Below are 12,549 nucleotides of genomic sequence, written 5' to 3'. Positions count from 1 at the left end.
CATGACGCCGCGCTAGGCGGAGTGCACCACCTGCGCTCGGGGATTCGCACATCATGAAGATCATGTCCGGCAATTCGAACCTGCCGCTTGCCCGGGCCATTGCGGCCTATCTCGAAATCCCGCTGACCGATGCCAGCGTCCGGCGCTTTTCGGACGAGGAAGTGTTCGTGGAAATCCACGAAAACGTGCGCGGCGAGGATGTGTTCGTCGTCCAGCCGACCAATTTTCCGGCGAACGACAACCTGATGGAATTGCTGATCTGCATCGATGCGCTGCGCCGCGCTTCGGCCAAGCGGATCACGGCGGTGGTGCCCTATTTCGGCTATGCCCGGCAGGATCGCAAACCCGGCCCGCGCACGCCGATTTCGGCCAAGCTGGTGGCGAACCTGATTACCGAGGCGGGTGCCGACCGGATGCTGGCGGTGGATCTCCACGCTGGCCAGATCCAGGGCTTCTTCGATATCCCGACTGACAACCTTTATGCCGCCCCGGTGATGGCGGCGGATATCCAGACGCGGTACGGCGATCAATCGCTGATGGTCGTCAGCCCCGATGTCGGCGGCGTGGTGCGCGCCCGGGCGCTGGCCAAGCGGCTCGACAATGCCCCGCTCGCCATCGTCGACAAGCGCCGCGATCGTCCGGGCGAATCGGAAGTCATGAACATCATCGGCGATGTCGAAGGGCGGCATTGCATCTTGATCGACGATATCGTCGATTCGGGCGGCACGCTGTGCAACGCGGCCGAAGCGCTGCTGGAAAACGGTGCGAAATCGGTCGCGGCCTATATCACCCACGGTGTGTTGTCGGGCGGAGCGGTGGCGCGGATCAACGGATCGAGCCTGAAGGAACTGGTGATCACCGATTCGATCCGCCCGACCGAAGCCGCCGAAGCATCGGACCGCATCCGCATCCTGCCCATCGCCCCGCTGGTGGGCGAAGCGATCCGCCGGATTGCGGATGAAAGCTCGGTGAGTTCGCTGTTCGATTAAGTTCGTCATTGCGAGCCGCAGGCGAAGCAATCCATGGCCAGACATTGCGGCAATCGCTACGCCAATCCATGGATTGCCGCGTCGCTTCGCTCCTCGCAATGACGAGGTGAGGGAAATGTTCGATCCCGCCGAAGTGCGCAGTCACCTGATCGAAGCGGCCCGCGCGCGGCAGGTCTTTACCTACGGCGCGCTGCTGGGCACCCTTGGCCACGCCTTCACCCGCCCGCTGATGCGGCAGTTGTGCAAGGTGCTCGACGCGCTTGACGAGAATGGGCGCGCTTGCGGCGAACCGGGCCTTGCGGTGCTGGTGGTGCGCCAGTCTGACGGGCTGCCGGGGCAAGGCTGGTTCGTCAGCCGCACAGGCGTTTACGACGACTTGCCGCTGGAGTGGGAGGGACCGGAGGCGCGCAGGTTTACCGAGGCTCGACAGGCCGAGGCGTTCGATTATTGGAAAGCACCATGACTGACAAAGACCTCGCTCTCGCCCTGCGCCTTGCCGATCTGGCTGGCGCTGCCATCCGTCCTCTGTTTCGCGGAGCATGGAGCGAGGAAAAGAAGGCCGACCGCAGCTTCGTGACCGAAGCCGACCGCGCCGCCGAAGCCGCGATGCGCCGGTTGATCGAGGCCGAGTTCCCGCGCGACGGGATCATCGGTGAGGAATATGGCACTCGCAACGAAGGCGCTGGCCGCCAATGGGTGCTCGATCCGATTGACGGCACCACCAGTTTCATCGCCGGCCGCCCGATCTTCGGCACGCTGATCGCGTTGTTGCAGGATGGCTGGCCGGTGCTGGGCATCATCGATCAGCCGGTTGCGGGTGAACGCTGGGTGGGGCGCATCGGCCAGCCGACGCTGTTCAATGGCAAGCCTGCCGCAGCGCGCCCGCTGAAAGACATCGCCGACGCGGTGCTCGCCACCACCAGCCCGCATCTTTTCACCAATGAGGAAGCCGATGCCTTCATGTCGGTGGCCAAGAATGTGGCGGAAAAGAAGATCATCTACGGCGGCGACTGCTACAATTACGGCCTCGTCGCATCCGGGCATGTCGACGTAGTGATCGAGGCCGGCCTGAAGCTTTACGATTACGCCGCGCTGGTGCCGGTGGTCGAGGGCGCAGGCGGCATGATGGCCGACTGGCAGGGCAACCCGCTCGACGCAGGCAGTCACGGCACGGTGATCGCGCTGGGCGATCCGGCGCGGCTGGAAGATGTGCTGGAGGCGATGGGATAGGGTTGCATCCGCTTTGCTGCTGTTTCAGCGCAAGGTTGCCGTGCGGGAAGCGATCCCGTTGCACCGGCACTCACGCCAGACCGATGCCCTATGGCCCCGCCGCCCCGATCGGCGGGCAGGCCTTAAACGCCGATATCAGAACTTGTAACCCAGCCCGAACTGGAACTGGCGCGGCGGGCCGGCATTGCGTTGCACAAAATCCGCGCCCCCGCCGAACTGGATCTGGTTCGATGTGGTCGCGGCATTGGCAAATCCGCTTTGATTGTTGGCGTTGAGAATGTTGAACACATCTGCGCTCGCCTCGATCCGGCCACCGAACACCGGCAGCGCATATCGGACACCCATATCAATGCTGGCCGACCACGGCAGGCGGGCGGAATTGCGCCCTTCGCCCGGATAGCGATCCGAATTGCCGAGGAAGTTTTCGCCAAAGCTCGCCCCGTCGCCGTTCAGATCCTGCGTGCCGAAAATCCGCGCATCGGGCACCAGATTGACCGGCTGGCCAGACTGGAACAGGGCTGCCAGCGTCACGGTCAACCCGTTTGCCGGATAGAGATACCCCACCGCCGAAATCACGTGCCGCCGATCATTCGCGGACGGGCCCCATTCGGTGCTGAAATCATTGGCATTTGCGGCGCGGAAATTGATGTCGTCGGTGTCGTTCTTCAGGCTCGACAGGGTGTAGCTGACCCGGAAGGCGTAATCATCATCCCCGCGCAACTTGATCGCCTGCAGGATCAGCGCGAGATATTCGGCCTCGCCCGCGGTTTCGGAAACAGTGATCTGCCGCGCCCCGCCGGGCACCAGCGCCACCGGACGGGTGGCATCGGCATCGGCCTGGGAGCGTACCAGACCAAGGCTGCGTGCCAGCGCAAACCGCGCCGCATTGTCCGGCAAAGCGCGCAACTCGGCGATGTTGGCATCGGTGAGATTGGCAAGGTTGGGGCTGAACGGCGCGGGCGCATTGAGATCGCGCAGCCGCACCAGATTATGCGAGCGGCTGTAAAGCGCATCGACCGACAGCGTAAGATGTTCCGCCGCCTGATACTGGTATCCGCCGCTCAGCTGCACGCTCCACGGATTGTCATAGCCGGTGGGGGAGAGAATGCGTCCCTCGCCCAGCGTTGCCGTGCCGCGCAACGCTTGCACCGCTTCAGGCGAGGGGCAGGCGGATACGGTGGCGCAGGGCGGCGCCACGGTGAGGTTGCCGTCAAAGGTGATGTCTGAAAGGTCGGTGCTAGCCGGGATCAGCCCTGCTGCCTGCAATTGTCCCAGTTGCGCGAGGAACCCCGGCGCGGTGGTGTTGCGCTGCAAGGCGTCGGACACAACGGCGTAAGATAGCTTGCCGGTGAAAATCCCTGCGCCGAACCGCACTGATGACCGTGCGCCCGGCTGCCAGTTCAGGGCAAGGCGCGGCGCGATGTTGTCGGTATCACCGCTGCCACTGCCTTCTTCCGTCAGGGTGTCGTAATCCCACCGCAAGCCCAGCGTGGCGGTGAGCGTGGGGGACAGCTGCCATTGATCCTCAAGGTAGAAGGCCAGCAGCGTCTGGCTGGTGCCGAAGCTTTGCGGGCGCAGTTCGACCGCGTAGTTCGCCACCACTGGGTTCAATGCCAGCACATCCTGCGCATTCAGCGCGAGGCCCCGCCCTGCAAGGCTGGCCAGCTGGCCCGCGGTCAGATCAACCGTGAAATTGCCATCGGGATTGCCACCGCCCAGCAGCGCGAAGTCCGAACGGATCACATCCGCGCCCACCCGCAAGGTGTGCGCACCGAAGGCGCGTTGCAGCCGGTGGGTGGTCTGCCATGTCTCTTCAAGGCTATCGAACACGAAGCCGGGGTTGCCGACCACTGCGGCGACCAGCCCGGTGGTATCGCGCACCACCACTTGCGGCCCCGGCGCGCCCACCGCCTCGCCATAATCCCAGCGGAACCGGCTGAACTGAACCGCCCCGTCATAAGACCATTCGCTACCCGCATAGCTGGCGGTGGCGGCAACAAGGGTGGAGTTCCTGTCCTGCTGCGATCCGGCAGAGGGGAAGGTGGCATTGCCTCCGCCCAATCCGCCGCCGGGCCGGTCGATCGTCACGCGGCCCACATTGCCGCGCAGGCCCAGCGTCCAGTCTTCGGTCAACCGGTGGTCGATCCGCAGCGAGGCGAGGTGAAAGGTGTTATTGCCGGTGACAGTATCGACAATGGCCAGCGCGGGCGCATCCACCACCTGCGTGTTGCGATCACGGGTATATTCGTAATTCGCGTAAAAGAAGGTCTTGTCGCGGCTGATCGGCCCGCCTGCGGCAAAGCCCGTCTGATAGCGTTCAAAGCTTTCGCCGACGGGGTTGCCCGACAGGTCGCGGCGGGGGAAGGGCGATCGGGAATCGAGCGGCCTGCCGGGGCGAACCAAGCTATAAATCTCGCCGGTAAAATCATTGCTGCCCGAGGGGGTAGTATAATTGACGATGCCGTTGGCAGTGCGTCCGTATGCTGCCGAATAGGAGTTCGCCAGCACCGTCACTTCGCGGGTGAAGCCCAGCGGCACGGGGAAGCGGATGCCGCCCAGGAAGTTCTCGTTATTGTCCAGCCCGTCGATCAGGTAGTTCGTATCGAGCCCGTTCGATCCGTTGATCGAGATGGAGGGCGCTTCAGGGAAAAATCCCGTCGAGGGGACGACATTGGGCAGGCGGATCAGCGCGCCCAGCACATCGCGGCCTTCGATGGGCAGGGCGACCAGCTGCTCGCGCCCCAGCGAAGCGGAGATTTCGGCGTTGGCGGTGTTCAATCCGGTGATGGCGCGTGATGCTGTCACGATAATGCCCGCGCTTTGGGCAGCGGCAAGTTGCAGGATCACGCTGCGGGTAAAGTTTGCGCGCAGTTCAACCGGTTGCGCGGCGATTGCAGCGTAGCGATCCGAAGCGGGTACCGAAACCAGATACTCCCCCGCAGTCGTCAAACCATCGACCTGCACCGTTCCGCGTTCGTTGGTGCGCACAGTGCGGCTCAGCCCGATGGCGGGGTTGGCGATTGTCACCTCGGCACCGGCCACCGGCGCGCCTGCGGTATCGACCACTGTGATTTCAATCCCGGCCTGCTGCGCTTGCGCAGGCGTAGCGGCAACCAATGCCGCCGCGGCCAGCGCAGTTGCTGCTGCGCCAGTCCGAAGGATAGTCACGATCACCGTATTCCCCTGTTCAATTGGCGCGCAAGGCGCGTGGCGATTGGCCTGTTGCGGCGGAGTTCGTGCAGCGCAAGCCAAAGGTTACGCAGATCCGGCAAAGGTGCCACCGGCGCCCGGCCACCGCACCTTGCACAAAACCCCAGCGCCGCCGGTAACCTTCTGGACGCTTGCGACGAACCGGCGGATAATCAGGCCTGTGACCACCGCCACGGGGATGCATCGTTTGATGCCCCTCAGCGGTGCAGCCGGGGGCAGGGGGGAAGAAGAATGAACGCCATTTCTGCCGTTTCTGCCCGTGCAACTGGCGGGGCCATAGGCGGGCCGGGCTGTAAACCTTTCGGAACCCCGGACCTGCTGGCGAAAGCATGTGCCGCATGAGAGCCGACGAGGCGACCCTCGCCCGCCTGATGGTCATGTCGCAGCAGGGTGACAAGCAGGCCTATGCCAGCCTGCTGGAGGCCTGCCAGCGCTGGCTGCGCGGCTATTATGCGCGGCGCGTGGCCCCTGCGCAGCTTGACGATCTGGTGCAGGAAACCCTGATCGCGCTGCACACCAAGCGCGCTTCGTGGGATTCGGCCCGCCCCTTCCTGCCGTGGCTGGCGGCGATTGCCCGCTATCGCTGGGTCGATCACCTGCGACGCCTGTACCGCGCCGGAGAATGCGAGCTGCAGGCCGAGATCGCCGGAAACGACGATGAACCCGCGATCGCGGCCCGCATCACCCTGGAACGATTGTTCGGTGTGCTGCCCGAAGCCCAGGCCCGCGCCATCGCATTGGTCAAGATCGAAGGCCTCAGCATAGCCGAAGCGTCGCATGCAACCGGCCAGAGCGAATCCCTTGTCAAAGTGAACATCCACCGCGGCCTGAAAAAGCTGGCCCACATGATCGAGAAAGCCTGAATTATGGTACGCAATTGCGATGTTCTGATTGCAGAACTGGCCGGCGGGCTTGAACCGGTAAAGCCGCTGCGCTTTGCCCACGGCATGGCAATTACGCTGATTGCGGCTGCGGTTTCGGTGGCGGTCGTGATCGCGCTGTTCGGGATGCGTCCCGATCTTCAGGCTGGAATGGTCAATCCGGTGCATCTGATTGCCACCGGACTGTTCCTGGGCCTCGCCGTGGCTGCCAGCGTTACTGTGATCGTGATGAGCCGCCCTTGTGTGGGCAGTGATCATGGCGGCTGGAGATGGGCGGCCGCGATGGCAGCGCTGCTGCCCGCAGCAGGGCTGATCGTCGGCTTGGCCGGCGGCGGGGATCTGGTTTCGCAGGAAAGCTTCAACCACGGGCTGACATGCTTTGCCATCGGCAGCAGTGGTTCGGTGCTGGTGCTGGCTATTCTCGTATGGTGGCTGCGCAAGGGCGCGCCGACCGCGCCGGACCGGGCCGGTCTTGTCACAGGGATTGCGGCAGGAAGCTTCGGAATCTTCGCCTTTTCGCTGCATTGCCCCGAAAGCGATATCGTCCACATCGGCGTTTGGCACAGCGCAGTGGTGCTGTCCATGGGCGCAGTCGGCCGCGCTGTGGTGCCCCTGCTGGTGCGCTGGTAACAGCGGCCCAAAATACCCCAGTCCGGGGCCGTAGATCCCGTGCTGGATCTTGCGGCAAAACCCGTGCCGATTGCCACGTTTTCTTAAGGGCTTGTCTGCCATCGGCACCGTGTGACTGATCTCTCCCGCCTTGATTCGATCCAGAGCCTCGGGCTGGAGGATTTGCCTGACCGGGACCTGTTTTCACGGATCACCGTGCTGGCCAGCACCATGCTGAAATGCCCGATCGCGTTGCTTTCGGTAATCGAGCAGGATCGCCAGTGGTTTCTCGGGCAGACAGGAACAGAGCTGCGCGAGACTGCGATCGAAGATTCGTTCTGCGCTTTGTGCGTGGAGGAAGGCGTGCCGCTGTTAATTGACGATGCGCGCACCCATCCCCGCCTGAGCAACAGCAATCTTGTCACCGGGCAGCCATATATCCGGTCATATCTGGGTGTCCCGATTCGGGCTGACGGCGGGGTTCTGATTGGTGCGCTTTGCGCGATTTCACCTGAAACCGGCGCCTTTACCGCCAATCAGACCGCTACCTTGTCGATGCTGGCCGAACTGGCCGAACAAAGCATTTCGCTGCACATACGCACGCGTGAACTGGCGGCGTCCAATACGGCGCTGGGCCAATCGGCCCGAATCTTCCGGCAAGCCGAACGCGCCGTCAATGTCGGCAGCTGGCGCGTCGATATTGCCCGCAGAAGGCTGCAATGGTCGGATCAGGTCTACCTGATCGCCGGACTGGAGCCGTGCGATTCGGTCAGCATTGACGATGCGGTGAAGCTCTACCAGCCCCATGACCGGGCAATGGTCAGCGCGGCGCTGCGCGCCACGATCGAAGAAGGCAAACCCTTTGTGGTCGAAACCAGCATCACCCGCGAAAATGGCGAACAGCGCCGCATCCGCATGGTGGGGGAACGGATCGACATTGATGGCCGGCCCGATAGCGTGGCCGGAATCATCCTCGATTGCACCGAGGAACACCTGCGCAATGTCGCGCTGAAACGCGCCGCCGAACGCGACCGGCTGACGGGGCTTTTCAACCGCGCCAGCTTTGACCGGCGGCTTGCCGCGGCGATGGAACGGGCCGATCTGGAACCGGTCACGGTGGCGTTGCTCGATCTCGACGGGTTCAAGGATGTCAATGACACGCTTGGCCATCTGGTGGGTGACCGGGTGCTGGAAGCGATCGCCGGACAGCTCCAGATCAGGACCACCTCCGGGGTTTTCCTGGCCCGCTGGGGCGGCGATGAATTCGCAATACTGTTTCCCGCATCGATGACGCTGGACGATGTGACCCGCTTCCTCGGTGATCTGCTCGGCGAATTTACCGAGATTGCGCCGCTTGGCAGCACCATGCTCAAGATCGGGGCGACCTGCGGGGTGGCGCGGATGCACAGCTCTGCGAGCAGCGAGGAAATCATGCGCCGCGCCGATCTGGCGCTGTATCGCGGCAAGGAAGACGGCGGCGGCCAGGTGGTGTGTTGGGATCCGCAGATCGAGGCGCGCCAGTCCGAACGCCAGCAGGCCATCGGGCGGCTGCGCGGCGCGCTCAAGGCCGGGAGAGCGATGGCCGCCTATCAGCCGATCGTAGAGTTGGAGAGCGGACAGATCGTATCGGTCGAAGCGCTGCTGCGGCTTCGCGACGAATGCGGCAACCTGCTTGCCGCAGGCGATGTGTTTGCCGCACTGCTCGATCCCGAATTGTCACGGCAGGTGTCGCGCGTGATGCTCGATTGCGTCATCGCAGATGGCCCTGCAATTCTGGCTCTGTTCGGCCCCGATTGCCGGATCGGATTGAACATGTCCGAAGCGGATTTGCGGCAGGGCGATTTCGTGCGCCACTTGATCGAAGTGATCGACAACAGCCCGCTCAGCCCGGCAAACATCACCATCGAAGTGACCGAGACGATGCTGATCGATGCGCGCGGCAATTTGCGGGCGTCGCTGGCGATGCTGGACGAATGCGGTTTCACCATCTGTCTCGATGATTTCGGCACCGGCTTTTCCTCGCTCACGCATCTGCGCGCCTTCCCGATCAGGAAGGTCAAGATCGACCGCGATTTCATTGCCGGGATCGCGGATGACCACCAGTCACGGCTGATCATTCAGGCGATCGTGCAGATGGCGCACAGCCTTGGGCTGCGGGTGGTGGCCGAAGGGGTCGAGACCGAGGAACAGGAGATTTTCCTGCGCGCGATCGGATGCCGCCATGTGCAGGGCTACCGCTTTGGCAGACCGGCCTTGCTGCCGGATATGCAGAGCCGTTTCGCAGCCGGGGCCGAAGCGCGCAAAAGCGCCTGATTACCCGCCCAGCATCGCGTCGCGCGGCGTATCACCGGCGCCGAAGATGAAAGTCTCTACCTGCGTGCCTGCGCCGATGTTCACCCGGTTTTCCTGCCGCGCCCAGACATCTGTGAGAATCTGCGAATTGACTGTCAGTCGTGCCTCGCCTGCCGGGGCGGGGGTTTCCTGATAGACCATCAGGCTGCCGCCACTGATCTCGCTGCCGACATAGCCGGGGGTGACGGTTTCGCCATTGACCGTCAGCAGGAAACGCCGCGTGACATAGGCGGCGAATTCCTCGCGGCTCTTGGCGCTGCCGACGATATCCGGCACCCTTGCGCCCTGCATCCGCAGCGCGTGTTCTGCATCGTGCACTGGCACCTGATGGGTGATCTCGATCCGGTCGGTGCGCGGGTTGAGCGACACCGTGCTGATCGCGATCTTCTGCTGGTGCGCCATGAGCGGCGCGGCCAGCAGCATTGCCACAACAACAAGAAGACGGCGGATCACTTGCGGTCTTTCTGCTTTTCAGCCCCTGCGGCCTCGCCCATCAGATCGCGGCTGACGCGCGATTTGCTGGCTTCGTCCTTGAAGGCTTCGACCCGGCTGGGGATGATCCGGCGCGGGTAGTGGTTGTTCTCGATATCGGCATCGGCGGTTTCCCAATCGGGATCGACCACCACTTGCACCAGTTCCTTGCCCTTCGGGAAAACCAGCAGCTTGGCGACTTCCTTTGCGTTGCGGCGCCAGATTTCGGCCGGGATCATCATCTTTTCGGTCTTGCCGTCGGCAAAGGTCAGGCCAAGGATGATCGGCATCACCAGCCCGCCCTTGTTACTGAAATTGAGGACGTAGTAATTCGCGTCTTCCTTGACCGCGCGATCAAACGCGGCGCGTTCCCAGCGGGTCAGCCCGTCGAGGAAATCGGTGTAGCTCTTGCGATCCTTGGGGACGACGGTGAACTGGTCGTTGTCATCGTAGAAATCCGTGACGCCGGGGTTTTCCAGCACCCAGATCGGCAGGCGCTGTTCACGGTTGAGCCGGTTGCCGATAACCTCGGGCTCGGCAGCGCGCTCGGCGCGGCGGCGGGGCAGGTCGATGTCCGGATCCTTGGTGTCCATCTTCAGCCGGTAGATCGAATCAAGGCTGATATCGACGTGATCGGTGGTGTAGAACCAGCCGCGCCAGAACCAGTCGAGATCGGTGCCCGATGCTTCCTCGATGGTGCGGAAGAAATCGGACGGGGTGGGCCGTTTGAACTTCCAGCGCCGCGCATATTCCTTCAGCGCGAAATCGAACCGCTCGCGCCCGATGATGGTATCGCGCAGCAGATGATAGGCGGCAGATGGCTTGCCATAAGCGTTCGCGCCCAGATTGGTCACCGAGTCCGAATGCGTCATGATCGGCTGCTGGTCGTTCGACACCATGTAGCTGATCATGTCGCGCGGCAGGCTGCGGGTCCACGGCATGTCCGGATCCCATTCGTAGCCAGCAACCGAATCGAGGAAGGAATTGATCCCTTCATCCATCCACGTCCACTGGCGCTCATCCGAATTGACCGTCATCGGGAAGTAGATGTGGCCGATCTCGTGGATCACCACGCCCACCAGAAACACCTTTTCCGCTTCGGAATAGGTGCGGCTGCCATCCTTGTTGAGGTTGGTACGCGGGCCGTTGAAGGTGATCATCGGATATTCCATCCCGCCAACCGGCCCGTTGACCGATTGGGCGGTGGGGTAGGGATAATCGAAGCTGAAGCGTGAATAGACCTTCATGGTGTGAACCACCGCGGCGGTTGAATATTTGCGCCACAGATCGCCGCCTTCCTTGGGCCAGAAGCTCATGGCGAGCACGGTTTCATGCTCCGCGCCGGGCTGCTTGTGCCCTTGCGCATCCCACATGAACTTGCGGCTGGAAGCCCAGGCGAAATCGCGCACGTTGGCGGCGTTGAACTGCCACGTCTTTTTCCCACGCGGATTGCCGGCTTCGGCAGCGGCGGCTTCCTGCGGGGTGACGATGAACATCGGTGCATCGGCGTTCTTCGCCGCTTCCAGCCGCTGGCGCTGGGCGGCAGTCAGCACCGTTTCGGCGTTCTGGAGCACGCCGGTGGAGGCGACGATGTGATCGTCGGGCACCGTCATTTCGACCTGGTAATCGCCGAATTCGAGCGTGAATTCGCCCCGGCCCAGAAACTCCTTGTTGTGCCAGCCTTCGTAGTCCGAATAGGCCACCATGCGCGGGAACCACTGCGCCATCAGGTAGATGTCGTTCCCGCCCTTGCGCGGATCATCGGGGAAATGTTCGTAACCCGAACGCGCGCTGACCGCGTCTTCCTCCACGATGTTGAACGCCCATTCGATGGTGAACTCTGTCGTCTCGCCCGATGCCAGCGGCGCGGGCAGATCGATCCGCATCAGCGTGCCGACGATGGTGTGCGGCAGATCGGCGCCCGCCAGCGTGCGGACGGCGTTGATGTCATAGCCATACTGGTTGTCGGCCATCGCCTGCTGGCGGCGCAGTTCTTCCATCGACAGCCTGGTCGGCTCGCTGCCCGAACCCAGCGTCACCTTCGGCCCGCGCCGGCCGGGGCCGCCGAACGCATCGGTCAGTTCTGCCATCGAATCGTTGCGGAAGATGTTCTGATCCAGCTGCATCCACAGCCACGGCAGGCTATCGGGTGAATTGTTGGTGTAACGGATCGTGGCCCGCGCAGTCAGGCGGCGCTTGGCTTCGTCGAGTTCGGCCTGGATCGTGTAATCGACTTTTTGCTGCCAGTATTCATGCCCCGGCGCACCGCTGGCGTTGCGGTAGGTGTTGGGCGTGGGCAGCACTTCATCGAGCTGGCGGAACTTGTCTTCGAACGAACCCTTGGTCTGCTGCACACCCTGAGCCGAAAGGGGCGCGGCGGCAGGGACGGCGAACAGCAAAGCGGCGACAAGCAGCACGAAACGCAAGGGCGTTCTCCGGAATTGCGATGTGTGATCGGTGGCAGGTGAGAGCGCAAAAGCGCGGGGCGCGCAAGCGGGTATCCTGCCTGAAGGCGCAATTTTGTTTCGTGGATGGCATCGCAAGCACGTTTGCCCTATCCTTGGCGCCGATGACCCAACCGCCCTGGCACGCCCTGCACGAAGCCGCCTGCGCGCGCGGGGAGAGCACCTATCGCGATCCCGAAACCGGCTACACCGTGTTCACGCGGTTCACCCATCTCAAACGCGGCAAGTGCTGCGGATCGGCCTGCCGCCATTGTCCTTTCGGCCACGAAGCCGTGCCTGCGCCACGCTGACACTTGCAAAGCGTCCACGCTGCGGGGATAGGCGGGGGCCAAGGAGACAGAC

General features: G+C 63.2%; 10 protein-coding genes. 7 read left to right on the top strand and 3 right to left on the bottom strand.

Going from position 1 to position 12,549, the window contains the following annotated elements:
* The first annotated feature begins 53 nt into the window (after positions 1–53).
* From IP79_RS06850 to hisN, 3 genes are all read left to right on the top strand, one after another.
* Complete coding sequence (locus IP79_RS06850; RefSeq protein ID WP_054118524.1) at positions 54–989, top strand: ribose-phosphate pyrophosphokinase; 936 nt, start codon at positions 54–56, stop codon at positions 987–989.
* A 115-nt stretch (positions 990–1,104) separates the two neighbouring features.
* Positions 1,105–1,452, top strand: coding sequence for a hypothetical protein (locus tag IP79_RS06845; protein WP_054118523.1), 348 nt, complete (start codon positions 1,105–1,107; stop codon positions 1,450–1,452).
* Positions 1,449–2,219: a histidinol-phosphatase gene (hisN, locus tag IP79_RS06840; protein WP_054118522.1), complete on the top strand. Its 771-nt coding sequence runs from the start codon at positions 1,449–1,451 to the stop codon at positions 2,217–2,219. Before IP79_RS06845 ends, hisN begins: the two co-directional genes overlap by 4 nt.
* Positions 2,220–2,354: 135 nt before the next feature.
* Here the strand turns inward: hisN and IP79_RS06835 are convergent, their stop codons facing one another.
* A complete protein-coding gene (locus tag IP79_RS06835; RefSeq protein ID WP_054118961.1) occupies positions 2,355–5,387 on the bottom strand; it encodes a TonB-dependent receptor in 3,033 nt (1,010 codons plus the stop codon).
* Positions 5,388–5,767: 380 nt separating this feature from the next.
* Between IP79_RS06835 and IP79_RS06830 the strand changes: the two genes are divergently transcribed.
* From IP79_RS06830 to IP79_RS06820, 3 genes are all read left to right on the top strand, one after another.
* Positions 5,768–6,292: a sigma-70 family RNA polymerase sigma factor gene (locus IP79_RS06830; protein ID WP_054118521.1), complete on the top strand. Its 525-nt coding sequence runs from the start codon at positions 5,768–5,770 to the stop codon at positions 6,290–6,292.
* 3 nt (positions 6,293–6,295) lie between these two features.
* Entirely contained in the window at positions 6,296–6,940 is a 645-nt protein-coding gene (locus IP79_RS06825) for an NrsF family protein (RefSeq protein WP_054118520.1), read from the top strand.
* 111 nt (positions 6,941–7,051) lie between these two features.
* Positions 7,052–9,232 carry a putative bifunctional diguanylate cyclase/phosphodiesterase gene (locus tag IP79_RS06820; protein WP_054118519.1) on the top strand — a complete coding sequence of 727 codons (2,181 nt, stop codon included), beginning with the start codon at positions 7,052–7,054 and terminating at the stop codon, positions 9,230–9,232.
* Here the strand turns inward: IP79_RS06820 and IP79_RS06815 are convergent, their stop codons facing one another.
* Both IP79_RS06815 and IP79_RS06810 read right to left on the bottom strand, forming a co-directional pair.
* Complete coding sequence (locus IP79_RS06815) at positions 9,233–9,724, bottom strand: DUF6702 family protein (protein WP_156318166.1); 492 nt, start codon at positions 9,722–9,724, stop codon at positions 9,233–9,235.
* On the bottom strand, positions 9,721–12,159 hold the full coding sequence (locus tag IP79_RS06810; protein WP_054118960.1) for a M1 family metallopeptidase: 2,439 nt from the start codon (positions 12,157–12,159) through the stop codon (positions 9,721–9,723). The genes IP79_RS06815 and IP79_RS06810 overlap by 4 nt, the downstream gene beginning before the upstream one ends.
* Positions 12,160–12,311: 152 nt before the next feature.
* Between IP79_RS06810 and IP79_RS06805 the strand changes: the two genes are divergently transcribed.
* Entirely contained in the window at positions 12,312–12,497 is a 186-nt protein-coding gene (locus IP79_RS06805; protein WP_054118959.1) for a DUF5522 domain-containing protein, read from the top strand.
* Positions 12,498–12,549 lie beyond the last annotated feature (52 nt).

Origin of the sequence: Porphyrobacter sp. AAP60 (assembly GCF_001296025.1) — a bacterium.
GTDB lineage: Bacteria > Pseudomonadota > Alphaproteobacteria > Sphingomonadales > Sphingomonadaceae > Erythrobacter.
This window is presented reverse-complemented; position numbering and strand designations above follow the sequence as displayed.